The sequence below is a fragment of the Sphingomonas adhaesiva genome (assembly GCF_002374855.1).
GTDB lineage: Bacteria > Pseudomonadota > Alphaproteobacteria > Sphingomonadales > Sphingomonadaceae > Sphingomonas > Sphingomonas adhaesiva.
This window is the reverse complement of the sequence record NZ_NWVC01000001.1, coordinates 625,177-650,128: the sequence shown is the minus strand read 5'-3', so window position 1 is coordinate 650,128 and position 24,952 is coordinate 625,177. Positions and strand designations below refer to the sequence as shown.

Below are 24,952 nucleotides of genomic sequence, written 5' to 3'. Positions count from 1 at the left end.
ACCGCTACAGCGACGCAGCCGGTATCGAAGGCGTAGCAATCGCGGAAGGCGTCGGAACTATCGGGCGGGCGATGGGTCCGCCGACTTCCTCAACCTTCAATGACAGGTAAGTCCTAGCCGATCAACTCCTCACCGCCGCGGCCGAGGCCGAGCGCGCACTGCTGACTATGCTTGCGGGAGAGAACATCGGCGGCGATGGCGCGATCGGGATCGGTCACAGTAAGCCGCCTCCCGAGTTCGCATTCACCGAAGTCGAGAGGGCGGAAACCTTGGCGGCGATCGACGCAGTCCGACAGAAGGCTGTAAGCCGTACTGCTGTCCGAGGCACGCGACCCATGGCATGTGATACCCGTCGCAAGCAGCCTTTTTTAACGATTCCAGCGGCAAGGGGGTGGTGCGGATAGGATGGTGCGTCTGGATGCGGTGGTCATTGATCAAGGAATGGTCACGCGTCAGGGCGGTGAAGCGCATCGGGGCCGAGACCGGCGTCGCCGAGCCTGATTTCGACCGCTTCGTCCAACAGGCCGCCGATGCCTTCGCGGCCCCCATCGCGCTCTTGACGCTTATCGAGAGCGATACGCTGTGGATCAAGGCCGCTACCGGCTTCGAGGTGGAGTGCGCTGCCCGGAAAGACAGCTTTTGCACCCACGCGATCGATCGGGGTGAGCCGCTGGAGGTGTGCGATGCGAGCATCAATCCGCAATTCCGGAACCTGCCCGGCGTGATGGGCGATCCGCTCGCCCGCTATTATATCGGCGCGCCACTGACGTTGATGGACGGGACGGACGTTGGCGCCCTCTGTGTCATCGACACGACAGCGCGCGAGCCCGCGTCACGCGACCAGCGGGCCTATCTGGTCGCCCTGGCGCGGCAAGCCGCCCGCGCGCTGGAGCGCCGGGCGCATGTCAGGAACGAAGCGGCAGCATGATCGATGTCGTGACCTGCATCGCCCGTGAGCACGATCTTCGGCTTGTCGGCCTTGCGATCCTCGTCGCGCTGGTCGGGTCCGCCGCCACCGTGCAGCTTTTCGGGCGCATCCTGGCGTCCAGCCGCAAGAGCAGGGCCGGCTGGATCATCCTTTCCTCCGTGGGCACCGGCACCATGGTCTGGTGTACGCATTTCGTCGCGATGATGGGGTTCGAGGCAGGGGTACCGGTCACGCTCGATCCCGAACTGACGCTGGGCTCGCTCGGCGTGGCGATCGTGCTGGCGGCGCCGGGTCTTGCGGTCGCCGCCGGCCGTGATCGCGCCCTGACCGCCTATGGCGGAGTGATCGTGGGATTCGCGATATCCGCGATGCACTATACCGGGATGCTGGCGTACAGGCTGGATGGAATCGTCGAGTGGCGCTGGAGCTATGTCGCGCTGTCGGTTCTCCTCTCCTCGGCGCTGTCTGCGGCCGCCTTCGTCACGTTCCGCAGCGAGCGTCCACGCCGGCGCGTGGCCGGTGGACTGCTCCTCGGCCTGGCCGTCGCGGCGCTGCACTTCATCGGCATGGCCGCGATGAAGATACACGTCCTGGCGCTTCATACGGAAAGTGGCCTGTCCGAACTGGCCATGATGCAGCTCGCGATGGGAACGGCCTGTGCGGGCATGCTGTTCATCGGTTGCGCGGCCATGAGTGCGCTGATCGACGGCCAAACCCAGAGCGACGCCTATCGGCGGATGCGGCGCATGGCGCTGCACGATGGGCTCACCGACCTGCCGAACCGCCTCTGTTTCAACGAGGAGATCGCGCTCAGGCGCGAGCGCCAAACCGGTACGGCGCACATGGCCGTCGTCATGCTCGACCTGTCGCGCTTCAAGGGCGTCAACGACACTTATGGGCATCAGGCCGGCGACCAGCTGCTCGTTGCGCTCGCGGCCCGGATGACCGACGCGCTCGCCCCCGGCGAATTCATCGCGCGCCTGGGCGGTGACGAATTTGCGGCGTTGGTCTCCTATGACGACCGGACCGAACTCGATCGCTTCCTCGAGCGGCTTGGCGACGTCTACGCGGCGCCGTTCGTCTTCGAGCGCTTTTCGGCATCGATCGTCGCGAATATCGGCATCGCGCTCGCCCCCCAGGACGGGAGAGATGCCGACACGCTGCTCGCCCGCGCCGATCTGGCGATGTACCGGGCCAAGGGCGAGCATTCCCAAGCGCCGTGCTTTTACGATCCGGCAATGGACGATGCCGCTCGCGATCGCCGCGACCTGGCCTGCGAGCTCCGTGATGCCGTCGCCAGGGGCAGTTTCGAGCTGCATTACCAGGTGCAGGTGTCGGTCGGCAGCGGAGAGATCAGCGGCTACGAGGCGCTCGTCCGCTGGCGGCATCCGACGCGAGGACTGGTATCGCCGCTCGACTTTATCCCGCTTGCCGAGGAGATCGGCGAGATCGTGCCGCTGAGCAACTGGATCATCGCACAGGCCTGCTTCGAGGCGGCGCTCTGGCCCGGTCGCCACCCCGTCGCGGTCAACCTCTCGCCGCACCACCTTGCCGATCCGGGCCTTACTGACACCGTCCGGCGGGCGCTGGCCGATAGCGGGCTTGCACCGGCGCGGCTCACGCTGGAGCTGACGGAGAGCGCGATCATTCGCGACCGGCACTATGCGCTCGAACAGATGCGCGCGCTGAAAGGCCTGGGCGTCGGTCTCGCGCTGGACGATTTCGGCGTGGGATATTCGTCACTCGACGTGCTGCGATCATTCTCGTTCGACCGGATCAAGCTCGACAAGTCCTTCGTCGACGCGATCGAGGGCGATGGGCAAGCCGTCGCGATCCTGCGCTCGATCGTGGGCCTGGGCGCCTCGCTCCAGATACAGGTTCTCGCGGAGGGTATTGAGACGGAGGGGCAGTACCGGATCGTCGCGCGCGAGGGCTGTTCTGCTATCCAGGGATATCTCGTCGGCAAGCCGTCGCGCGAACTGGTCGATGCCGGCAGGACGCGTTCGATCATCGCGCGCGCGCAAGCGGCGACGGAGGCCACAAGCCTCGTCGCTTAGGTGCTACTCTGTTGGGGATGAGGGCTCCCCTACGCCGTCACGTGCCGATCACGCGACGTCGGCTTGGCGAGCTTTGCAGCGGTGATTGATCCAGATCATCACGATTTCGCCGCCCGCGCCAAGCTATACCATTGAAAAAAACAATATGTTTCCAGGGCGGCCTGTCTCGGAGCGTTCCTCGTAGATCCACGTTTTCCTCCCCGAAGGGGAAGCGATTGATTATCATGCACGTAGCGCTGGGCGGCTGCCTGAAGTCGCCCCCGGTCTCGCTCGGCGTGACGACCGACACCGGCGGTCACATTTCCTACGTCCTCGAAGCGGCGATGCATCAGGTCCAGATGCCCGACGTCGACAAGGTCATCATCGTCACCCGCCTTTTCGATGACGCGGCCCTCGGGGCGGCGCATCGAGAGCGTTACGAGACGGTCGTCCCCGGCGTGGAAATCCACCGGCTAGAAACCGCGACGAGCGCCTATCTCGAGAAGGAGGCGCTTTCGGCCGAGATGCCCAACCTCGTGAAGGCCTTCTGCGATCATCTCGCAGGCCTTCCGCAGCGCCCTGACATCGTCCACGCCCATTTCGCCGATGCCGCGGACCTCGCCCGCGCAGCCGAGCGGCGGTTCGGCATCCCTTTCGTCTACACCCCCCATGCGCTCGGCATCGACAAGCGTGCGCAAGCCCTCGACGGCGCGGGTATCGAGGCACGCATCGAGGCCGAACGCGCCGCGATCACCGACGCTGCGGCGATCGTCGTTTCCACCCGCGACGAGGCGGAGCGACAGATCGGCGGCTATGCCGTACGTGTCGGCGATCGTGTCCATATCCTCCCGCCGGGCGTGCCGCGGAGGGACCTGATCGCGACGGCGCCGACGGTGGTGGACCGCCTGTCGACGTGGCTGACCGAACCGGCGTTGCCGATCGTCCTGGCGGTGGCGCGGCCGGTCAGGAAGAAGAACCTGGCGGCGCTGGTCCGCGCCTATGCGAACCACCCCATCCTTCGCGAGCGTGCCAATCTCGTCATCCTCGCCGGGCAGCATGCGAATGCTTCCGCGGAGGAGGTGGGCGTGCTCTCAGAGATCGACGCGCTCGCGGCCGAGCACGGGCTGCATGGCCGGATCGCCCTGCCGCCGGTTCACGACGTCGAGGATGTCGCGGCGCTCTATGCCTTGGCGGCACGCGGCGGCGTGTTCGTCAATCCCGCCTTGCACGAACCGTTCGGCCTCACCGTGATCGAGGCCGCCGCCGCCGGGGTGCCGGTCGTCTCGACGCGGTACGGCGGCCCTGCGGACATCCTCGGCGCGATCGGGCACGGTATCCTGGTCGATCCACGCGACGACAGGGCGATCGGTGAGGCCATTCATGCCATCGTCTCGGACCCGGTGCGGCATGCGGCGCTTGCCGATGCTGCCCGAAAGGGCGCGCGCGCCTATTGCTGGCACCGCTATGCCGCGGACTCCGCGGCAATCTACGCCGCCGCCGCGACGCCGCGCTTTCTGGCCAGCGACATCGACAACACGCTGACCGGCTGTCGCGCCGGTGCCGAGGCGTTCGCCGAGTGGCGGCGGCGATCCGCACTGCCGTTCGTGGTCGCGACGGGACGCGAGATGGACGCCGCGCGACTGATCCTGAACCGCTGGCGCCTTCCCATGCCCGACGCGTTCATTACCGACGTGGGCACAAGGCTGATGCTGGCCGACGGTAACGGACAGTGGCGCGCGTGCGCGGACTTCGCGCGTCTCCTCGACACCGGGTGGGACCGCGATGCGGTTTGCGCCACGCTCGACCGTCTCGACCTCGATCCGCAGCCGGCCGACACCGCCGGCCGCCACAAGATCAGCTTCTTCGGCGACGCCTCGGATGCGACGCGCATCCGTCGCGCACTCGACCGGGCCGAGCTTGCCGCGCGCGTCGTGTTTTCGCACGGTCGCCTGATCGACGTCCTCGCCCCGCGCGGCGGCAAGGCGGCGGCGATCGCCGCGTACGCGGCACGGCACGGATGGACGCTGGCGAACGCGGTCGCGGCGGGCGACAGCGGCAACGATGTCGATATGCTCACCGCGTGCGGCCACGCGATCGTGGTCGGCAATGCCGGGGACGAGCTTGCCGCGCTTCCGACGCGTCGCGGATTGTACCGCGCGCGGCGCCACCATGCGGGGGGCGTCGTGGAGGGTCTGGAGGCGATCGAGCGGGGCGCCATCACCTTTGCCGACGTGGCGCCCGTGGCCGTCGCGGCATGACGCGACCGTTCGGCTATTTCGTCCACCACCAGGGCCGCGGCCATGCGGAACGCTGTGCCGCGATCGCCAATGCCCTTCCGGCAGGGCGTCCGCTGACCGTCTTCTGCGCGCGCGACGACATCTTCCCCGCCATGTCCGGGCAGGTCGAGATCGTCCGTCTGCCCTCGCTGTTCGAAGCCAACGGAGACGAGACGCCGGGTCTCGACTGGGTGTCGACCCCCGCGACCTTGCACTGCGCGCCGTTGGGATGGCCCGGTATCCGGCATGCCATGGCGACGCTGACGCACTGGTTCGATCATGCGGACCCCGCGCTGATGATCTGCGACGTGTCGGCGGAGATCGCGCAGCTCGCCCGCATCTGCTCGGTGCCGCATGTGAAGGTGGTCCAGCACGGCGATCGCGGGGATGCCGGGCATCAGGCGGCGTATGACGGCGCCGCGGGGCTGCTTGCACCGTTTCACGCCGATCTCGCGCAGCCCGAATGGGATGCGACGTTCCGCGCCAAGACCTGTTTTGCCGGCGGGCTGGGCATCGACCTGCGCATGCCCGAGCGCGAGGTCGCGCGACAGCGGATCGGCGTGCTGCCCGACGAGGAAATGATCCTCGTCCTGTCGGGCGGCGGGGGCGAGGGCTTCGCGCAGGCGCCATTGGGGGTCGGCGCCCGGTCGCGTCCCTCCGCGCGATGGATCACGATCGGCAAGATCCAGCGTGACTGGCATGCGACCGAGCCGGCCAACATCGAGCATCGCGGCTGGGTCGATGATGCGGCGGACCATATCGCCGCCGCCGATCTCGTCATCGCGTCGACCGGAAACACCACGTGCCAGCAGATCCTGGCCGCTGGCCGCCCTTGGCTTGCCGTGCCCGAGTGGCGCTATTTCGACGAACAGCATCGTAAGGCGGAGGCGCTCGCCGCCGCCGGCGTGGCGTGCGTGCGCCCCCATCTTCCCTCCTCGGCGAACGGGTGGACGGAGGCGTTGAACGAGGCATGGGCGACGCACAGCCCCGGCCGCCAGCGCGCGATGATCGACGATGCCCCGGCGGACCGCGTCGCCCTGTGGCTCGAAATGCTCGCCGCGCGCCTCGGCGCGCCGCTCACCCCCGCCGTCACCCCGATCGTTCTGGAGCCTCGCCCGCAATGACCATCGTTTCCGTCGTAACGCTCGCCAAGGGGCGGCCGGATCATCTCGTCAATGTCGTACGCGGGCTTGCCGTGCAGGATCGGCAGCCCGACGAGCTGATCGTGGCGGTGATGCAGGACGAGCTCTATACCCTTCCGGATGCGCCGTTCCCGATCCGGCAGCTCCGCATCGTCGGCGACGCCCTGCCACTCGCCAGGGCGCGCAATGCCGCCGCGCGGCAGGCGATCGGCGACGTCCTGGTCTTCCTCGACATGGACTGTATCCCGGCACCCGGCCTCATTTCGGATTACGCCGGCTTTGCGGCCGAATTCGACGGGCTGCTGATGGGCGAGGTCATGTACCTGCCCGGTGGCGCGACCGCGGGGGGATGCGATTACGATCGCTTCGCTGAGGTGGCGGTCAGGCATTCGGACCGCCGCGGTCCGCCGCCGCGGGGGATCGAGGTCTGCGCCGACTATCGCTGCTTCTGGTCGCTCAACTTCGCGATGCGCCGCGACACCTTCCTGCGCATCGGCGGCTTCGACGAACGCTATCGCGGCTATGGCGGCGAGGATACCGACTTCGGCAAGACGCTGGATCAGGCCGGGATCGCGATCGCCTGGATCAAGGGTGGCCTGGCCTATCACCAGTACCATCCGCACCACATGCCGCCGGTCCACCACCTCGACAGCGTCGTGCGCAACGCCGAGCTGTTCGAGGCGAAATGGGGCTATCGGACCATGGGGCATTGGCTCCACGCCTTCCGGCTCATGGGGTTGATCGACGACACCGCCGGCCGGCCGATCCGGATCCTGCGCCGCCCGCGCGACGAGGATCTGGCGCTGACCGGGCAGCAGAGCCACCAGCCTTACGCCAATACTGCCAGCGTCATCCGCCAACTGGAAGCGCGCATGGCGTCCGACGATGCCGGTCGCGCGGACGCCACGCTGGCGGCATGAGGATCGCCATCCTCGCCCACGTGCGCCAGCGGATCGCCCAGCCGTTCGCGGGCGGGATGGAATCGCACTGCTGGTATCTCGCCGCCGGATTGCAGGATCGCGGCCATGATGTGGTTCTCTTCGCCTCGGGCGACAGCGACCCCCGCTTCCTCATCGACCCGGTCCTGGCGGAGCATTACGAGCGGACGTTCCCGTGGGCCGAGCATCGCGGATCGGCGCCGCTGATCGCGCATCTGGACGCCGGTTACGCGGCGGCATGCGATCGGATCGCCGCGGGCGGGTTCGACGTCGTCCACAACAACAGCCTTCATCGCTTTCCGCTGGAGCAGCGCCGCACCGCCATGGCGCCCACGGTCACGTCGCTGCATGTCCCTCCCTATGACGCACTGTACTGGTTCGTCGCCGCCAGCCCGGCCCCGCGCCATCGCCTGACCGTGACGTCGTCCCGGCAGCTGGCGGCATGGTGGCCACAGGGTGCGCCGCCCGAGATCAGCGTACTTCACAACGGGATCGACGTGGCGCGCTGGCCCTTCACGTCGCGCGGCTACGGCTCCGCCATGTGGTGCGGGCGGATCACCCCGAACAAGGGGCCGCATTTCGCCGCGGCGGCGGCACGCCGGGCGGGAATGGCGCTGACGCTGTTCGGCGCGATCGAGGATCCCGATTACTGGCGGGCGGAGGTCGAGCCGCTGCTGGGCGGCGGCATCGCCTATGGCGGCCATCTCGACGGCGAGGCGCTGGCGGCCGAACTCGGGCGCGCATCGCTGTTCGTCTTCACCCCCTGCTGGGACGAGCCGTTCGGTCTCGTTGCCGCGGAAGCGATGGCGTGCGGCCTGCCGGTCGCGGCCTTCGACATGGGCGCAGCGCGCGAGGTGATCGGGGAGGCCGGTGTCTTCGCGCCCGCAGGCGATGTGCCCGCCCTGGCGGACGCCATGCGTGCCGCGATCGAGATCCCGCGGGACGTGCCTCGCGACCGGGTGATGCGACTGTTCACGCGCGACCGTTGGCTCGACCGGTGCGAGTCGCTGTATCGCGAAGTGGCCCGCGACCCCGATGCCGCCGTCGCCGCATGAGCGACGTCGTCACGGCGCAGCAAGGCGCGTTGGGCAGCCTCTACCGGTCGTTTCTGGGGCCGGGTGATCGCTACGCCCTGCTCGACTTTCCCGACCATCCCAACGTCGGCGACAGCGCGATCTGGCTCGGCGAGACGAGGATGCTGCGGCAGGTCACGGGTCGCGATCCCTGCTTCACCTCAACATGGCACGACTTCGACGAACGCCGCTTCCGCGACGAATGCTCCGACGGGCTCGTCCTCCTGCACGGCGGCGGCAACCTGGGCGATATCTGGCCGCACCACCAACGCTTTCGCGAACACGTCATTGCAATGCTGCACGATTATCGCATCGTGCAGCTGCCCCAGTCGATCCATTTCGACGCCGCCGATGCCGCAGGGCGGTTCGGCGACGTGGCTGCGCGCCACCCCGATCTGACCCTTTGCGTCCGCGACCGCATCAGCCTGACCGCAGCGCGCGACTGGCTGGGCGATCGCGCGATCCTGGCACCCGATTCCGCGTTTGCGCTCGGTCTCCAGCCGCGCCGGGCGGCGACGGTCGATGTCCTGGCCCTGATGCGCAGCGATGCGGAGCGCCGCGACCATGCAACGAATATCCCACCAGCGACGATGGTGGTCGATTGGTTGGACGAGGACACGCCGCCCGCAGCAGGGGCCGACATCGCCGCACGGGAACGGCAGGCGACCGACCGGCTCAAGCGCGGGCTGGACCTGTTGTCGACCGGCCGGACGATCGTGACCGATCGCTTGCACGCGCATATCCTGGCGCTGCTGCTCGGCATCCCGCACGCGGTGCTGGACAATCGTTACGGCAAGATCGGCGCCTATATGGATGCGTGGACGCGCGGCTCGCCGCTTCTGCTGCCGAGGGGCGACGGAGAACTGGCGGCGTGACCCCGTCGATCGACGTCAGCCTGCTGGTCTGTACGCGCAATCGTGCGCCATCGTTGCGGCGCCTGCTGGCGTCGCTGTCCCATGCGTTGCGTGCAGCAGACGGTGTCACGGTCGAGATCGTGATCGTCGACAACGGCTCCGTCGATGCCACGGCCGCCCTGATCGAGAGCTGGCGAGGGACCGAGGAGGCGCCGGTACGTCTGCTGCACGAACCGCGGCCGGGACTGGCGGTCGCCCGCAACACGGCATTGTCCGCCGCGCGCGGGGCCGTCATCGCGATGACCGACGACGATTGCACGGTCGACCGCGACTTCTTCCGCGCGCTGAAGGCGTGCTTCGCGGAACATGGCGGCCCCGTCGTCATCGGGGGGCGGATCCGGCGCGGGGATCCCGCGGACCTGCCAATCACGATCAAGACGGAAGACCATCCGATGATCGCGCCGCCCCGCTCCTTTCCGGGCGGCTTCGTCATGGGGGCGAACCTCGCCTTCACCGCCAGCGTCGCGGCGCGAACCGGTGCGTTTGACGAGCGTTTCGGGGCCGGCGCCCTCTTCGCCGCGGCGGAGGACACCGATTATCTGTTTCGCGCGATGGGGCTGGGCATTCCCGTCCGTTACGATCCGCGCATCGTGGTCGATCATTTCCACGGGCGGCGCGAGACGAGCGAGGAAACCGATCTGCTCGCCGGTTACAGCTATGGCGACGGCGCGCTCTATGCCAAGCACCTGTTCCGCGATCCGCGCATCCTGCGCTTCCTGCTGCGCGATGTCGCGGACCTGACCCGCGACCGGTGGGCGCCGGTCACGACCCATCGCGATATCCCGCGCTTCTACCGCTTTCGGCTCCGACACAAGATGCGCGGCATGGCCGCCTACGCCCGCGCCGCGCTGCGTTCCGTGGCGGCCTGAGGTCGACGCACAGCCGGCGCTGCGGAACGCCTGCTCGATCACGTCGGCCATCGCTTCCGGGGCAGCGTCGCACCCAATGCAGCACCGAGCCGCTTAGCCATACTCATGAGTAGATAGACCACACGGACGGGCTTGCCTACCTATGACATATCCAATATACTCGCTGGTAGAATAAATAAAAGTTTGGTGATGGGAGGGTGTCGATGCGCGCTAAGTCGATGAAGTTCCTGTGTCTTCCGCTGGCCGGGGTCATGCTGGCGGCGACTCCTGCGCTTGCACAGAGCGGATCGCCGGGGAGTGCCACGACCGCCGACGTGCCGCACCCGCCTTCTGCTGCCGCGACCGACGCGCAAAGCGCCCAGGGTGACGGCATCAGCGACATCATCGTCACAGCGACGAAAGAGGCCTCGCCGCTCAGCCGCACGCCGGCGGCGATCAGCGCGATCACTGCGGCGCAGCTGGCACCCGGCGGTGTCCAGAATATCGCCGACCTTCAGACGGTAGTGCCCAATGTGTCGATCGGCGACCAATTCGGCGTGAACCGCACCTTCATCCGCGGTATCGGCCTCAACAACTTCGACATCGGCGGTGAGGGCGCGGTCGCGTTCCTTCAGAATGGCGCGATCCTGGCGCGTCCAGCGCAGCAGCTCAGCGGCTTCTTCGACCTGGAGCAAATCGAGGTGCTGCGCGGGCCGCAGGGCATCCTCTACGGCCGTGGTGCGACCGCGGGCGCGATCAACATGGTCACGACCCGTCCAACGGACGAGTTGAGCGGCTACGTGCGCGCGACCTACGGCAATTACGACAGCCAGATCCTGGAGGGCGCGATCGGCGGCGGTATCGTCGGCGACCGGTTGATGGCGCGGATCGCCGGCAAATACGAGCGACGTGACGGCTATGGTGTGAACCTGTTCACCGGCGCGCCGGTCGACAATCGCGATTCCTACGCGCTGCGCGGTACCCTTGTCGGCAAGGTCGGGGACACGCTGACCGGCACCCTGATCGTCGATCACGTTCGTGAGAACGACAACAATTACGCCTTCCACTATTTCGGACCGTCGGTGGTTCCGGATTCGGCGCTTCCGCACAAGCTGCTCGGCGGCAAGTCGATCTTCGACTATTATGCCGCGCGCGGCGAGCAGCCGAACCTTCGCAACATCTATTCCGATCAGGAGGCGATCAATTACCGGAAGGGCACGGGCCTGACCGGCATCATCGACTGGACCGACGGTGGCGCGCTCAGCGTCAAGTCGATTACCGCCTATCGCGCTTTCCGACGCTTCCAGCGCGACGATCTCGACGTCTCGGACGTGTGGCTGGCCGGCCGCAACGACTATCACGAGGAAAGCAAGAGCTTCAGCCAGGAAGTCACGGTCAATTATCAGGGCGACCGCTTCTCGCTGCTCGGCGGGGCAATGTATTTCCATGAGAAGCTCGACGGCACGGTGCTGGTGCCGACGATCAATCTGGGCGTGCTTTTCGGCCTGCCCGCCAACACGTTCGACGGTGGCGCCTATTCACAGATCGGTACGGTCAAGATCGACGCCTTCGGCGGCTATCTGCAGGGTCGTTACGACCTCACCGACGAATTGAGCCTGACGGTCGGCGCGCGATACAATTACGAGCATCGCCGCGGCAACGGCGAGTTCCGCTTCGACGCGATCGGCGTCGTGATCCCGACCGACGAAGCCAAGGGCTGGTCCTCGATCACCCCGCGCGTGCTGCTGGAATACAAGCCGAGCGGGCAGACCCTGTTCTACGCCAGCGTGACGAAGGGGTTCAAATCGGGCGTCATCAACGTCGGCAGTGCCGACCCCGCGATCAATCCCGAGACGGTGTGGAGTTACGAAGGCGGCTTCAAGCAAAAGCTGGCCGGGGGGCGCATGCTGCTGAGCGGCGCGGCCTTCTACTACGACTATACCGATCTGCAGGTCAGCTTCGTCAACGCGCAAAATATCGTGCAGACGATCAACGCAGCGTCGGCACGCAATTTCGGCGGCGAGCTGGAGTTCGAGGGCAAGGTCAGCCGCAACCTGTCGCTGAACCTCAACGCCTCGTATCTCAACGCCGAATTCAAGCAGTTCTGCAACGCCTATTACGGCGCCGCCTTCCCGGCGCGGCCCGGCATCTCCTACGCGGCGTGTCCGACCGATCCGGCCCTCGTCGATCTCAGCGGCAAGCGCCTTCCCAATGCGCCGCGCTTCTCGGTTGGCGGCGGGTTCGACTTCGACGTGCCGCTGCCGAACGATACGCGCCTCACCTTCAGCGGGGATGCCAAGTACCAGACGAAGGTGTTCTTCTCCGAATTCAACAACCGTGATGCGGAGCAGGGCGCCTTCACGATGCTGAATGCGGCCGTGACCTATCACGGGCCGGACGATCGCTACACGATCGGGGGCTGGGTGAAGAACCTGACCAACGAGTTCGTCATCGCGAACAACATCGTGTCGGCGGGTACCTTCGCCTATGTCCGGGTCGGCTCGTTGCTGCCGCCGCGCACCTATGGGCTGACCCTGAGCCTTAAGTTCTGACACGGAAAAGGGCCGCCGCGATCTCCTCGCGGCGGCCTCTGAAGACGGAAGAAGCGAGGCACCGCGGCTCGACCGCGGTGCCTCTTGTCGTATCAGGCGGCGTCGCTTTCCTGACCGCGTTCGAACACATATTCCGCCGGGTTCGGTGCGCGGGTCATCCGCCAGAAGTCATCGTTGCGCCAGGGGGTGATGGCGGTCACCCGGCCGCGCGAATTGCGATACCAGTTGCGCGCCCCGCCATGGGTCCAGACCATCTTCTCATGGGCTTCGTCGATCCGGCGGGCATAGTCGTCATAGACCTCCTGCCGGACTTCCACCGCCTCGGCGTGACGGGCGAAGAGTTCGTCGAGCACGCCCATCAGATAGTTCGTCTGGCACTCGATCGAGCGGATCATGCTGCCTCCATGGCCCGACCCGACATTGGGGCCGAGCAGCAGGAAGAAGTTGGGAAAGCCGGGAATGACGGTGCCGAGATAGGCGCGCGCGTCGTCGTGGTCCCATACGTCGTGGAGCCGCTGTCCATCGCGCCCCACCACGTCGTAGGAGCCGAGGAACTCCGCAGCGCGGAAGCCGGTGGCGAGGATGATCGTGTCAACCTCCGCCTCCTGTCCGTCGGCGGCGCGGACCATGGTGCCGTCGATGCTGGCGAGATGTTCCGGGATCAGCGTCACATTGTCCCGCCGGATGGTGCGATACCAGCCGTTGTCGAGCAGCATCCGCTTCGCGAACGGCGGAAAGTCAGGCAGGACGTGCGGCACCAGATCGGGCCGGTCGGCGAGCTGCTCCTCGACATAGCGGGTGAAGAAGGCGCGATGCCCGTCATTCACCTGGTTCAGCGACCGCGCCTGATCCGACCAGTCCGCATCCTTGAAGAGCGAGGAGTGGATGCGATCGTTGAAGGTCCAGGTCAGCCGCTGCTGATACCAGTCGCGGTACAGCGGAACGAGCCGCATGAGGTAGCGGACGCCCTCCGGAATGCGGCGCCCGAATTGCGGGAAGGGGGCGGCCCATTGTTTCGAGCGGGCGAAGATCGTCATATGCGCGACGTCCGGGGCGATCGCAGGGACGATCTGCATCGCCGACGCGCCGTTGCCGACGACGGCGACGCGCTTTCCCTTCACGTCGATGGAATCGTTCCAGCGCGCGGTATGGATGATTTCGCCTGGGAAGGTCTGCGAACCGGGAATGTCCGGGATTTGCGGCACGTTGAGCACGCCGACCGCGCTCATCACGACATCGGCGGTGTCGACGTGCTCGCTACCGTCCGCCATACGCACCGTCACGTTCCAGCGATGCGCCGCGGCATCCCACGTCGCCCGCGTCACGGTGGCCCCGAAGGTCGTGCAGTCGCGCAGGCCGAACCGATCGGCCGTGTCGCGGAAATAGGCGAACAGTTCGTCGCGCAGCGGGAAGTTGCGCGACCAGTCCTGCTTGGCGAAGGAGAAGGTGTACGTCAGGTTGGGCGTATCGACGCCGGCGCCGGGGTAGCGGTTTTCGAACCAGGTGCCGCCGAAATCCTCGTTCTTCTCGAAGATGCTGACGGCGATGCCGCGCTGGCGCAGGTTCACCGCCGCGGAGATACCGGACACGCCCGCACCGATGATGATGGCACGAAATCCATCCGGGGCAGGCCGGCGTTCCGGCCGCTCGCTGAAGCCCAGATCGTCGGCGATGATCTCGCCATAGCCGGACGGCACCGGTTCCGCCATCGACACGCCGAGCATCCGTGCCAGCGTGGCATCGTCGGGGCGGGGCAGGCCCATCGGCGCGCCGCCCAGCCAGTCGCGGATCGCGGCCTTCGCGGCGGTGCGGATGTCGGCCTGTACCTCGGGCGGAAGGCGGGCATCGTCATTGTCGTCGAGGCCGCGCCCGCGCAGCGGGGCGTAGGGCGGCTCCAGCCAGGCGAGATTGCCGGTCAACTGCGTCAGCACCATCAGCAACGAGGGAATGTTGCCCTCGTCGATGCCGGCGTCCAGTAGCGCCCAGTCGATCTCGGACGGCGCGTGCGTGGTCCCTTGTGCGATGTCCATCTCGGGTCGAGCTCCTGTTCGGGTCATGCGGGAGGGCGCATCGCGCCCATGATCTGGTCGATGCGGTGTTGAGGGATGCCCCACCTCGCCAGGTGAACCGCGGCGTCGGCGCCCGGCGGACCGGGCATCTCGCCGACAACCCCGGGCGTCAGGTCGAGCCGGGGCGCGAACGCGGGTTGGGTGCCGCCGGGGGCGGGGCAATGGACGTGGCGTGCCAGGTTGGCGGGATGCGCGACCGCTTCCTCCATCGTCAGAACCGGCGTGACGCAGGCGTCCAGGTCGGCGAACCGGGCCGCCCATTCGTCGCGGGTCCGCGTGGCGAATGCGGCGGCGATGCGCTCTGCACGCGCCGGCCAATGCGCCGGGTCGAGCCGGTCGGCATAATCGGCCGGATCCAGGCCGAGGCCGCGAAGCATCGCATCGTGGAACGCCGGTTCTAGCGCGCCGACCGCCATGTAGCGATCGTCCGAGGTGGCATAGCAGCGGTAGAAATAGGCGCCGCCGTCGAGCAGATTGGCCTCACGTTGCGGCCGCCATGCGCCCATCGCGGTCCAGGAGAAGATTTGCGTCATCAGCATCGAACAGCCGTCGACCATCGCGGCGTCGATCGTCTGGCCGCGCCCGCCGCTCGCACGCGCGAGCAGGGCGGCGAGGATCCCGACGACCGCGAACATGCCGCCTCCGCCGTAATCGCCGACGAGGTTCACCGGCGGCACCGGCGGGCGGTCGGCCGGACCGATGAGGTGAAGCGCCCCGGTCAACGCGAGATAGTTGATGTCGTGCCCCGCCGCGTGGGACAGCGGCCCGCTTTGCCCCCACCCGGTCATGCGGGTGTAGACGAGGCGCGGGTTGATGGCGGCGACCGCATCGGGGCCAAGCCCGAGCCGCTCCATGACGCCCGGCCGAAACCCCTCGATCAGCACATCGGCCGCGGCGATCAGTTCCCTTGCCACCTCCGCGCCATCCACGCTCTTGAGGTCGAGAACGATCGCCGGGCGGCCACGGCGCAGGTAATCGCGGCTCCACGGGCCAGGCTCTGCCGCGGGTGGCCACGCACGCTCGATCCGCAGCACCTGCGCGCCCATGTCGGCAAGCATCATCGCGGCGAAGGGCGTCGGCCCCAGTCCGGCGAACTCCACGACACGAACACCGGCGAGCGGCCGCGCTGTCGCATTTTCCTGAGCGGGGCGGGGGGCTTCCATCGATAAAAACTACTCAAGAGTAGCCTATCACGTCAAGCGATGTGACGCTTGCTCTAAAAATATCTACTGGACAGTAGCCGGTGGGGATGGCAGCTTTGCGCCAGGAGAGATGCGGAGGTCAGAATGTCCGAGATACATCAGGGCGAGATGGGGTTCACGTCGACCGAACGCGTCACCATCGGGAAGCCCGCCGCGCGCGTGATCACCGAGCAAGCGGAGCGGATGGACGCGCGTCGCGTCTTCATCCTCGCCAGCACCACGTTGCGCGAACAGACCGACGAGATCGCGAAGATCGAGCAGGCGCTGGGCGAGCGGCACGCGGCGACCCATTCGGGCATCGCCCCCCACGCGCCGCGCAGCGACGTCCTCAAGGCGGCGGACGCGGCCCGTGCCGCCGACGCCGACCTTATCGTCACGGTCGGCGGCGGTTCGGTCACCGACGCGGGCAAGATCATCGCGCTGCTGATCAAGCACGACGTCCGCAGCGTGGAGGCGTTCGAGCCGCTTCGGACCTACGTCGACGCGGTCGGCAACGTCATCAATCCGGTGCGCGTGGGCAACGACATTCGTGTCATCTGCGTGCCCACGACGCTGTCCGGAGGCGAGTTCAACGCGCTGTCGGGGTCGACCGACGAAGTGACGATGCACAAGCAGGGCTACGAGCACCGCAACATGGCGCCGGTGATGGTCGTTCTCGACCCGGCGCTGACGGTGCACACCCCGGCATGGCTGTTCCTGTCGACCGGCGTGCGGTCGGTCGATCATGCCGTCGAAACCCTGTCGTCGGACAAGTCGAACGACTTCGCAGACGGTCTTGCCGACAGCGCGCTGCGCCTGCTGGTGGAGGGCCTGTCGCGCGTGAAGGCCGATCCGAACGACCTGGAGGGACGATTGAAGTGCCAGGTGGGCGCGTGGCAGTCGATGATCTCGATCATCGGCGGCGTGCCGATGGGGGCGAGCCACGCCATCGGGCACATCCTAGGCGGCACCTGCAACGTGCCGCACGGCCATTGTTCCTGCGTCATGTCGCCGTACGTCCTTGCCTGGAACGCCGAATACGACGACAGCCGCCAGCGCCGCATCAGCGCCTGCCTCGGCGATGCGGATGCGCCCGCGGCCGATCTGCTCGATCGGTTCATCCGGGGGCTCGACATGCCGCGCACGCTGTCCGAGGTCGGCGTGGGGCCGGACAGGTTCCAGCAGGTCGCGGAATACACGCTGCTTGATATATGGGGCCGGACCAATCCCCGCCCGGTACGGACGGCAGAAGACGTCCTCGACATCCTCAGAAGGGCTGCATGACCAGAGCCACCGCCGCCATCCCAGCGATCAAGTCGTCCCCCGGCGGGGGGCGACGGGGCATGAAGCCCAGCGTCGTCGCCTACAAGCGCGAGCGCATCCTCGCCGCGGCGAGCGCCCTCATCCATGCCAAGGGCTATGAGGCGGCGACGCTGGACATGGTCGCGGAGCAGCTTCACGTCACGAAGCCGTTCCTTTACACCTACTTCCGCAACAAGGGCGACATCCTCGCCGCCATTTGCGAAGTCGGCGTGACGGAATCGCTCAGCGCGCTGGACCGCGTCGCGCAGGTGCCGGGCACGTCGTTCGACCGCCTGCGCGCGGCATTGGTCGAGGTGGCGGACATCATCGTGCACCGCCACGAATATGTCGTCGTCTACCAGCGCGAGATGATGAACCTCGACCGCGCCAACGCCCAGCGGCTGATCCGGCTGCGACACGAATTCGATCTGCGCATCGGAAAGCTGATCGAGGCGTGCGTGGAGGAAGGGCTGATCGCCCTGCCGGACGCCGCATCGATGTCGGTGTGGATCGGCGGGCTGCTGAGCTGGATCACCTACATCTACCGGCCGGGCGGTCGCCGTAACCGCGAAGCCGTGATCCAGGAAGTCGTCGGCGCCAGCCTGAGGATGCTCGGGCTCGATGCGGATGGGCGCCTCCTGGTACCTCAACAACGGGACTAGACCGATGACCCTCTCGTCCGTCGCCACGCGCGATTTCGCCGATCACCGCATCCCGAACCGGGATGCCTGCGTGCTGCGCTACCTCTTGGATCGCTGGGCGGTGGAGCGCGCCGACCGGACCCACATCATCTTCGAGGACGGGAAGGAGTGGAGCTTCGCCGACCTGCGCGCCCGCGTGATCGCCAAGGCGGCGGGACTGCAGAAGCTGGGCGTAGGGCAGGGCGACCGCGTCGCGGTGTGGCTGCCCAACGGGCGCGACGCGATACTGGCCTTTTACGCGATCAACTATCTCGGCGCCGTCTTCGTGCCGTTCAACACCGCCTATCGCGGCAACCTCTTGGCGCACGTCATCGCCAATTCGGAAGCCCGGCTGATGATCGCTCATCCATCGCTGGTCGACCGGCTTGGCGAGGTCGATCTCTCTCGCCTGGAGAAGCTGGTGCTGACCGGTGCCCATTCAGGCGCGACGCCGCTTCCCGCGACGGCGTTCGACGCCCTGGACGGTGTCGAGGCCGATCTCGCTCCGCTGGAGCGGCCGATCGAGCCGTGGGACCTGCAATCGATCATCTACACGTCGGGCACGACGGGGCCGTCGAAGGGGGTCCTGTCGTCCTATCTCCACATGTTCTCGAACGCGGGGCCGGAAAGCTGGCCGATGGTGACCGAGGACGACCGCTACCTGACCGTCGCGCCGATATTCCACATCGGCGGCATGGGGCCGCCGTTCGTGATGCTCGCGCGCGGCGCGTCGGTCGCGATCGTCGAGAAGTTCGCGACCGACACGTTCTGGGACGTGGTGCGCGATACGAAATCGACGGTGATCTTCCTGCTCGGCGTCATGGCCACGTTCCTGCTGAAGCGGCCGCCGTCGCCATCCGATCGCGATCACAGCGTCCGCGTTGCCTTCATGGTGCCGCTGACCGACGACGCGCCGGCGATCACGGAGCGGTTCGGGATCGACATCTACACCATCTTCAACATGACGGAGATCGCCTCGCCGATCGTCTCGGAAGCCAACCCGGCCAAGCGCGGCACGTGCGGCAAGGTTCGGCCCGGTGTCGAGGTGCGGCTGGTCGACGCCCATGATTGCGAGGTGCCGGTCGGCGAGATCGGTGAGATGATCGTCCGCTCGGACCGGCCGTGGGGGCTGAACAGCGGTTACAACAACGATCCCGTGGCAACGGCGAAGGCCTGGGCCAACGGCTGGTTCCACACCGGCGACGCGTTTCGCCGCGACGCCGACGGCTATTTCTACTTCGTGGACCGTGTCAAGGACGCGATCCGCCGCCGGGGCGAGAACATTTCGTCCTTCGAGGTCGAGGTCGAGGTGTGCGCGCATCCCGACGTACGCGAGGCGGCGGCGATCGCGGTGGCGAGCGAGTTTTCCGAGGACGAGGTGATGGTCGTCGTCGCCGCGGTACCCGGTCACACCATCGACGTCGTCGCGCTGGCGAGCTTCCTGATCGAGCGGATGCCCTATTTCATGGTGCCCCGGTACATCCGCGTGCTCGACGAACTGCCCAAGACGCCGACCGCCAAGGTGTTGAAGACCGATCTGCGACGCGAGGGCATCACCGCCGACACCTTCGACCGCGAAAAGGCCGGGATGCGCGTGCGGCGCGAAGTGCTGGCATGAGGTAGCGAGAGGGGGACGACACGTGGACGTGAAATTCGACGTCGGAAGCTGGCAGGTGAGCCGGGTGGAGGAGTGGTCGGGCGGATTCACGACCCCCGAGCAGCTTTTTCCGGAATATGACGCAGCCTATTTCGCGACCGTCCGCGACGTCTTGCGGCCCGATCACCTGACGCACGACGGGATCATCGAAGCGGTGTTCCAGGTCTGGGTGGCGCGTCGCAACGGCCTGACCGTCCTGATTGACACCGGTGCCGGCAACGACAAGGAGCGGCCCGGCTTGCCGAGCGTGGGCGGAATGACCACACCGTTTCTTGCCCGGTTGGATGAGGCGGGCGTTGCGCGCGAGGATGTCGACCTGGTCGTTTGCACGCATCTCCACGTCGATCATGTGGGCTGGAATACCATGCGGATCGACGGACGCTGGGTGCCGACCTTCCCCAACGCACGTTATGTGTTCCCCGCGATCGATCGAGATGTCTGGGATCCTGCCGGACCGCATTTCGCGACGATGCGGGGAGCCGGGGTCGCTCAAGGTGTGTTCGAGGACAGCGTTCAGCCGATCCTCGACGCCGGGATCGCCACGCTGGCGGCGGACGGAGAGGAGATCGCGCCGGGCATGCGGATGCATCATGCGCCGGGCCATACGCCAGGGCACATGATCGTCGACATCGCGGACGGCGGCGAACGGGCGCTGTTCACGGGCGATGTGATCCATCACCCGGTCCAGGTGCTTCGGCCGGATTGGAACAGCTGCTTCTGCGAGGATGCCGCGCTGGCGATCGCCACGCGGCGGCGCGTGCTGACGGATGCGGCTGACACGCGGGCGCGGGTGGTCCCGGCGCATTTCGGTGGAGCGCATAGCACCTTCGTCGAGCGGGCTGGCGACGGCTTCGCCTGCATCATGCCGTCCGTTGATCGCGCCCCTTCCTGAGGTAAGCCGACGAGCCTTGCCCGCAATCGTTTCGCGGCGTCGCCCGCACGTATGCCGCGCGGTTTGCGAGAGCGGTGGATTTCGGCGGGGCGGGGGTGATAAGGGTGGGGCGTCGTCCTCCTGTCGTCCCTCTCACCAATGGCGCAATCGGAACCGGATCGGGCATGAAGGGCGTTGTCCATATCGTCGATGACGACCTGTCGATGCGCACCTCGCTGTATCAGCTGGTGACGACCCGCACGCACATGCTGGTCCGCACCTTTCGTTCCGGCGACGAGTTCCTCAACGCGCTGCCCGATCTGGAGCGGGGCATCGTCCTGCTCGACCTGGACATGCCGGGGATGTCGGGGGTCGATGTTCTGGCGACGCTGCGCGCGCTGCGTCCCGATTTCATGCCGCTGATCGTCACCGGCCACGGCGATGTCGCGACGACGGTCAGCGCGATGCGGCTGGGTGCGTTCGACGTCATCGAGAAGCCGTTCGAGATCGCCGCGCTACTCCGCTCGCTGGAACAGGCGATGGCGAAGCTGGAGTGGGACAGCCACCTTCACGACAGTGCGCGCGCAGCCCGCGAGCGGATCGACAAGCTGTCCGACCGCGAGCGCGAGGTGCTGCTGCTGCTGGTGGCGGGCCATCCCAACAAGGCGGTGGCCCGCGAGCTGGGCGTCAGCCCGCGCACGGTGGAGGGGCACCGCGCCAGCATGATGGCGAAGCTGGAGATCGCCAGCCTGCCCGAGGCGATGCGACTGGCCTATGCGGCGGGGCTGATCCCGCCGGCCTAGGGACGACCGACTGGCCGGCCCCGTCAGAACAGCCCGTCGTCGTCGTCGTCGAAGGTCACCACCGGGGCGATCGCTGGCGTCGCGGGCGCCATGCCGGGCAGGAAGAAGGGCGCATGTATCTCCCGCTCGCACGCCATCGTGTAGAGGCGGTAGATCCACGGCAGCAGTTCCGTCAGCGCGTCGGTCTCGGCACCCGGTTCCCCGTCCACCGGCGCGACCCCATCGGCGCGCAGCGACAGGGCGTCGGCGACCGCGAGCGAGGTTTCCACGAACGACAGCTGGCTGCCGAGGTCGGTGGCGCTCGACTGTAGCGAGGCGATGATCCGGTCCGCCTCGTCGCCGCCGCGCGCCATCGCGCTGCTGGAACTGGCGCAGGCGGAGCGGATGACCGCCAGCGGTTCCCCGAGCGAGGCGTCCGTGCCCATCGTGCCGCCTTCCTGGACCAGGTCGATCGTCGTCAGCGCCGTGATCAGCGTGCTGATCGCGGTACCCAGCTGGTCGAGCCGCGTGGCGCACGGCGCGATCTCGCGCGCGATCACCGCCACCGCGCGGCCCTTGTCGCCGTGGCGACGCGAGAGCAGGCGCGTGTTGGCGGAGATGTGCTGCACGTCGACCGCGATATGCTGGATACGCACCAGCCCTTCGGCCAGCTCGCCTAGCGTCTGGCTGACGAAGGTGGTGAGCGAGGCAAGGCGGCTGTCGGCGTTGCATAGCTGGCGGGTGACCGAATCGAGCTGCGCAATGCCCTGTTCGAGGCGGATGAGGATCTGGCCGTCGTCGCCATCGCCCTGCGCCGCCAGCAGCATGCGCAGTTCGTCGGCGAGCGGGACCAGCCGTTCGAGCGACACCACGATGGCGTCGACCTCGCGCCGGAAATCCTCGCTCATCGCGCGCAGTTGCGCCGCGACCAGCCGCTCGACATGCGCCACCGCGCCCGGCGGGACGGTGTTTTCGCGGTCGTGGATCCGGTGCAGGATGGTGACGCAATGTTCGGCGCGCTGGCGCACGCTGTCGCCGATCTGGATCGCGCCCAGGATGCGCGCCACTTCCCCCTGCACCGTGCGCACGATGCCCGCCACCTGTTCGGTGGTCCGCATCACCGCGCCGACGTGGTTCTGGAGCGCGTTGGCATTCTCGGTCAGTTCGGCCGGTATGCCGGTGCCGGTACGCGCGCTTTCCTCCGACAGCAGACGGTCGGCGGCGCGCACGTCGTTGACGACGCGGCCGAACTGATCCAGCTCGCGGGTGATGTGCTTCACCTCGCGCCGCCCGGTGTCGAGCTTTTCGTCCATGCCGGTCACGAAATCGAAGAACGCCTGTTCGCCCGAGGAGGCGATCTTGATGTTCACGCCATAGATGCCGAGCAGGTCGAGGATCGTGCCGATCTCCTCCAGCAGCCGCCGCAGCTCGCGGGTGCGCCCGGTCAGCGTCTCGACCTCCACCGCGCGCCGGCGCTGCTGGCTGGGCAGGGTGTTGAGCCGGTGCGCGACGCCGTGCAGCCGCTCGACCGCCACGCCGGCGGTTTCGGGCGACAGCGACTGGCGGATGTCCTCCAGCCCGCCGGCCATGCGGTCGATCGTACCGATCGCGGCGGCCAGCGCCTCGCCCACGTCGCGGAAACAGGTTTCCAGCCCGGTCATCCCGGTCTGGAGGCGGTAGGCGCCATCGGTCGCGGGCGGCAGCGCGGTCGCGTCCCCGATTGCGGCCAGCTTCGTCATGTCCATCGTCGGTCCCCCTTCAGCGGGCGGTAGCGTGAAGAAGCTCGCGTGCGACGCTTCCCAGCGGGATCACTTTATCGGCCGCACCGCGGGCGATGGCTTCCTTCGGCATGCCGAAGACGATCGAGGTGGCTTCGTCCTGCGCGAAGGTGCGGGCGCCGGCCTGCTTCATCTCCAGCAGCCCGCGCGCGCCGTCGTCGCCCATCCCGGTCAGGATGATGCCGACCGCATTGGCACCGGCGTTGCGCGCGGCGGAGCGGAACAGTACGTCGACCGACGGGCGATGGCGCGAGACGAGCGGCCCTTCGCGCACCGACACGACATAGCGCGCGCCCTGCCGTTCCAGCATCGTGTGGCGCAGCCCGCCGGGCGCGATCAGCGCGCGGCCGCGCATGACGGTGTCGCCGTCCTCAGCCTCCTTGACGTCGATCTGGCACAGGCCGTCGAGCCGCCTTGCGAAGGCGCGGGTGAAGCTTTCGGGCATGTGCTGGACGATGACGATCCCCGGCGAATTGGCGGGCAGCGCCTCCAGCACCTCGCGCAGCGCCTCGGTCCCGCCGGTGGAGGCGCCGATCGCCACCACCATCTCGGTCGTGCGGCTCATCGCGCGGCCCGTGGGCGGCGGCAGGACGGCGTCGGCGGTCAGTTTCTGCGCCGGCGCGGTGGTGCGCTGGCGGCGGGCGCCGAGGCGCGCGCGCGCCGCGCCCTTCACCGTCTCGCGAATCATCAGATGCGCCTCGGCCAGATGGTCGGCGACGCCGACGCGCGGCTTGAGGATGACGTCCACCGCGCCCGCGTCGAGCGCCTGGAGCAGCGTGTCCGAGCCTTCCTCGACCAGCGAGGAGCACATGACCACCGGGATTGGGCGCTGCGACATCAGCTTGCGCAGGAAGGTGATGCCGTCCATCCGCGGCATTTCGACGTCCAGGGTGATGACGTCCGGGATTTCTTCCTGGATGTGGCGCGCGGCGGCGAACGGGTCGGCCGCGGCGGCGATCACCTCGATCTCCGGATCGGCGGACAGGATCGCGGTCATCGCCTGGCGGACGCTGGCGCTGTCGTCGATGACCAGCACGCGAATGGGCTTGGGCATGGTCATTTCCTCTGGAAGACGGTGTTGGCGACCGTGGTGAGCGGGAGGTCGAAGCCGGCGATCGATTCCGAATGGCCCAGGAACAGCAGCCCGCCGGGCCGCAGGCAGTCGGTAAGCCGGCGCACGACCTTTTCCTGCGTCGGCTTGTCAAAATAGATGAGCACGTTGCGGCAGAAGATGATGTCCATGGGATCGCCCACCGGATAGCGGGCATCCATGAGGTTCATCTGCGCGAAGCCGATCGCCGAGCGCAGTTCGGGCACGATCCGCATCTCGCTGCGCTTCGGGTCGCTGGCCTTGAGCGCATAGCGGTTGCGCAGCTGGACCGGCACGGGATCCAGCATCGCGGCGGGGAACACGCCGCGCCGCGCGATCTTCAGCACCTCGCTGTCGAGATCGGTCGCCAAGATGCCATATTCCGGCCCGCGGTGATCGGTGGCGAAACTGTCGAGCAGCATCGCCAGCGTATAGGGTTCGGCGCCGGTCGAACATGCCGCGCTCCACACCCGCAGCCGCCGGATACCGGCCTTCTGCATCGCCGGCAGGGCGTGGCCCATCAGATAGTCGAAATGCTTCGGCTCGCGGAAGAAATCGGTCTTGTTGGTGGTGACCGCGTTGAGCAGATGCTCGCTTTCCGCCTCCAGATGCCCGCCGTCGAACAGCCAGCTGCAATAGTCGCGCAGGCTCGACAGGCCGTTGGCCCGGACCCGGCGGCGCAGGCGGCCCTCGATCATGGTGATCTTGGCCGGAACCAGGCGGATGCCCGCCTTGTCGTAGATGTAGGTGGCCAGCCGATCGAAATCGCGCTTCTGCAGCGTATCGTCGGGGAGGGCCGCGCGGGCGGGGTGGCTCAAGGCAAGGCTCCTGCGCG

At 67.5% G+C, this 24,952-nt stretch carries 19 protein-coding genes; 14 read left to right on the top strand and 5 right to left on the bottom strand.

What is annotated here, in order from left to right:
- Positions 1-430: 430 nt before the first annotated feature.
- The 9 genes from COA07_RS03150 to COA07_RS03110 all read left to right on the top strand — a co-directional run bounded on the left by COA07_RS03150 (position 431) and on the right by COA07_RS03110 (position 12,707).
- Positions 431-928: a GAF domain-containing protein gene (locus COA07_RS03150; RefSeq protein ID WP_169803495.1), complete on the top strand. Its 498-nt coding sequence runs from the start codon at positions 431-433 to the stop codon at positions 926-928.
- Positions 925-2,985, top strand: coding sequence for a putative bifunctional diguanylate cyclase/phosphodiesterase (locus COA07_RS03145; RefSeq protein ID WP_066707458.1), 2,061 nt, complete (start codon positions 925-927; stop codon positions 2,983-2,985). The genes COA07_RS03150 and COA07_RS03145 overlap by 4 nt, the downstream gene beginning before the upstream one ends.
- 224 nt (positions 2,986-3,209) lie before the next feature.
- On the top strand, positions 3,210-5,222 hold the full coding sequence (locus COA07_RS03140) for an HAD-IIB family hydrolase (protein ID WP_245841974.1): 2,013 nt from the start codon (positions 3,210-3,212) through the stop codon (positions 5,220-5,222).
- A complete protein-coding gene (locus COA07_RS03135) occupies positions 5,219-6,364 on the top strand; it encodes a glycosyltransferase (RefSeq protein ID WP_066707453.1) in 1,146 nt (381 codons plus the stop codon). Before COA07_RS03140 ends, COA07_RS03135 begins: the two co-directional genes overlap by 4 nt.
- Positions 6,361-7,302: a galactosyltransferase-related protein gene (locus COA07_RS03130; protein WP_066707451.1), complete on the top strand. Its 942-nt coding sequence runs from the start codon at positions 6,361-6,363 to the stop codon at positions 7,300-7,302. The genes COA07_RS03135 and COA07_RS03130 overlap by 4 nt, the downstream gene beginning before the upstream one ends.
- A complete protein-coding gene (locus tag COA07_RS03125) occupies positions 7,299-8,375 on the top strand; it encodes a glycosyltransferase (RefSeq protein WP_066707449.1) in 1,077 nt (358 codons plus the stop codon). Before COA07_RS03130 ends, COA07_RS03125 begins: the two co-directional genes overlap by 4 nt.
- Positions 8,372-9,268 carry a polysaccharide pyruvyl transferase family protein gene (locus COA07_RS03120; RefSeq protein ID WP_066707447.1) on the top strand — a complete coding sequence of 299 codons (897 nt, stop codon included), beginning with the start codon at positions 8,372-8,374 and terminating at the stop codon, positions 9,266-9,268. Before COA07_RS03125 ends, COA07_RS03120 begins: the two co-directional genes overlap by 4 nt.
- On the top strand, positions 9,265-10,176 hold the full coding sequence (locus tag COA07_RS03115; RefSeq protein ID WP_096640418.1) for a glycosyltransferase family 2 protein: 912 nt from the start codon (positions 9,265-9,267) through the stop codon (positions 10,174-10,176). The genes COA07_RS03120 and COA07_RS03115 overlap by 4 nt, the downstream gene beginning before the upstream one ends.
- 203 nt (positions 10,177-10,379) lie before the next feature.
- Positions 10,380-12,707 carry a TonB-dependent receptor gene (locus tag COA07_RS03110; protein WP_245841973.1) on the top strand — a complete coding sequence of 776 codons (2,328 nt, stop codon included), beginning with the start codon at positions 10,380-10,382 and terminating at the stop codon, positions 12,705-12,707.
- Between the two features lie 92 nt (positions 12,708-12,799).
- On the opposite strand, the gene COA07_RS03105 is transcribed toward COA07_RS03110, so the two are convergent.
- Together COA07_RS03105 and COA07_RS03100 are read right to left on the bottom strand one after the other, a co-directional pair.
- Complete coding sequence (locus tag COA07_RS03105) at positions 12,800-14,737, bottom strand: flavin-containing monooxygenase (protein ID WP_066707445.1); 1,938 nt, start codon at positions 14,735-14,737, stop codon at positions 12,800-12,802.
- Between the two features lie 23 nt (positions 14,738-14,760).
- Positions 14,761-15,939, bottom strand: a complete 1,179-nt coding sequence (locus tag COA07_RS03100) for a CaiB/BaiF CoA transferase family protein (protein WP_066707443.1) — start codon at positions 15,937-15,939, stop codon at positions 14,761-14,763.
- A 123-nt stretch (positions 15,940-16,062) separates the two neighbouring features.
- Between COA07_RS03100 and COA07_RS03095 the strand changes: the two genes are divergently transcribed.
- From COA07_RS03095 to COA07_RS03075, 5 genes are all read left to right on the top strand, one after another.
- Entirely contained in the window at positions 16,063-17,241 is a 1,179-nt protein-coding gene (locus COA07_RS03095; protein WP_083956708.1) for an iron-containing alcohol dehydrogenase, read from the top strand.
- 59 nt (positions 17,242-17,300) lie between these two features.
- Positions 17,301-17,921 (top strand): TetR/AcrR family transcriptional regulator, encoded by a 621-nt coding sequence (locus tag COA07_RS03090; RefSeq protein ID WP_245841971.1) that lies wholly within the window; start codon positions 17,301-17,303, stop codon positions 17,919-17,921.
- 4 nt (positions 17,922-17,925) lie between these two features.
- Positions 17,926-19,557: an AMP-binding protein gene (locus COA07_RS03085; RefSeq protein WP_066707437.1), complete on the top strand. Its 1,632-nt coding sequence runs from the start codon at positions 17,926-17,928 to the stop codon at positions 19,555-19,557.
- 22 nt (positions 19,558-19,579) lie between these two features.
- Positions 19,580-20,488: an MBL fold metallo-hydrolase gene (locus COA07_RS03080; RefSeq protein WP_066707436.1), complete on the top strand. Its 909-nt coding sequence runs from the start codon at positions 19,580-19,582 to the stop codon at positions 20,486-20,488.
- 164 nt (positions 20,489-20,652) lie between these two features.
- Positions 20,653-21,270 carry a response regulator transcription factor gene (locus COA07_RS03075; protein WP_066707425.1) on the top strand — a complete coding sequence of 206 codons (618 nt, stop codon included), beginning with the start codon at positions 20,653-20,655 and terminating at the stop codon, positions 21,268-21,270.
- Positions 21,271-21,293: 23 nt separating this feature from the next.
- On the opposite strand, the gene COA07_RS03070 is transcribed toward COA07_RS03075, so the two are convergent.
- From COA07_RS03070 to COA07_RS03060, 3 genes are read right to left on the bottom strand one after another with little or no spacing between them, the layout of a single operon-like run.
- Entirely contained in the window at positions 21,294-22,994 is a 1,701-nt protein-coding gene (locus tag COA07_RS03070; RefSeq protein WP_141396462.1) for a hypothetical protein, read from the bottom strand.
- A gap of 13 nt (positions 22,995-23,007) precedes the next feature.
- Positions 23,008-24,087, bottom strand: a complete 1,080-nt coding sequence (locus COA07_RS03065; protein ID WP_066707419.1) for a protein-glutamate methylesterase/protein-glutamine glutaminase — start codon at positions 24,085-24,087, stop codon at positions 23,008-23,010.
- On the bottom strand, positions 24,084-24,935 hold the full coding sequence (locus tag COA07_RS03060; RefSeq protein WP_245841970.1) for a CheR family methyltransferase: 852 nt from the start codon (positions 24,933-24,935) through the stop codon (positions 24,084-24,086). Before COA07_RS03060 ends, COA07_RS03065 begins: the two co-directional genes overlap by 4 nt.
- Positions 24,936-24,952 lie beyond the last annotated feature (17 nt).

Excerpts from the sequence above, each read along its gene's own strand:
- COA07_RS03145 (WP_066707458.1), top strand. The coding sequence starts at position 925 with ATGATCGATGTCGTGACCTGCATCGCCCGTGAGCACGATCTTCGGCTT.
- COA07_RS03140 (WP_245841974.1), top strand. The coding sequence starts at position 3,210 with ATGCACGTAGCGCTGGGCGGCTGCCTGAAGTCGCCCCCGGTCTCGCTC.
- COA07_RS03135 (WP_066707453.1), top strand. The coding sequence starts at position 5,219 with ATGACGCGACCGTTCGGCTATTTCGTCCACCACCAGGGCCGCGGCCAT.
- COA07_RS03130 (WP_066707451.1), top strand. The coding sequence starts at position 6,361 with ATGACCATCGTTTCCGTCGTAACGCTCGCCAAGGGGCGGCCGGATCAT.
- COA07_RS03125 (WP_066707449.1), top strand. The coding sequence starts at position 7,299 with ATGAGGATCGCCATCCTCGCCCACGTGCGCCAGCGGATCGCCCAGCCG.
- COA07_RS03120 (WP_066707447.1), top strand. The coding sequence starts at position 8,372 with ATGAGCGACGTCGTCACGGCGCAGCAAGGCGCGTTGGGCAGCCTCTAC.
- COA07_RS03110 (WP_245841973.1), top strand. The coding sequence starts at position 10,380 with ATGCGCGCTAAGTCGATGAAGTTCCTGTGTCTTCCGCTGGCCGGGGTC.
- COA07_RS03105 (WP_066707445.1), bottom strand. The coding sequence starts at position 14,737 with ATGGACATCGCACAAGGGACCACGCACGCGCCGTCCGAGATCGACTGG.
- COA07_RS03100 (WP_066707443.1), bottom strand. The coding sequence starts at position 15,939 with ATGGAAGCCCCCCGCCCCGCTCAGGAAAATGCGACAGCGCGGCCGCTC.
- COA07_RS03095 (WP_083956708.1), top strand. The coding sequence starts at position 16,063 with ATGTCCGAGATACATCAGGGCGAGATGGGGTTCACGTCGACCGAACGC.
- COA07_RS03090 (WP_245841971.1), top strand. The coding sequence starts at position 17,301 with ATGAAGCCCAGCGTCGTCGCCTACAAGCGCGAGCGCATCCTCGCCGCG.
- COA07_RS03085 (WP_066707437.1), top strand. The coding sequence starts at position 17,926 with ATGACCCTCTCGTCCGTCGCCACGCGCGATTTCGCCGATCACCGCATC.
- COA07_RS03075 (WP_066707425.1), top strand. The coding sequence starts at position 20,653 with ATGAAGGGCGTTGTCCATATCGTCGATGACGACCTGTCGATGCGCACC.
- COA07_RS03070 (WP_141396462.1), bottom strand. The coding sequence starts at position 22,994 with ATGGACATGACGAAGCTGGCCGCAATCGGGGACGCGACCGCGCTGCCG.
- COA07_RS03065 (WP_066707419.1), bottom strand. The coding sequence starts at position 24,087 with ATGACCATGCCCAAGCCCATTCGCGTGCTGGTCATCGACGACAGCGCC.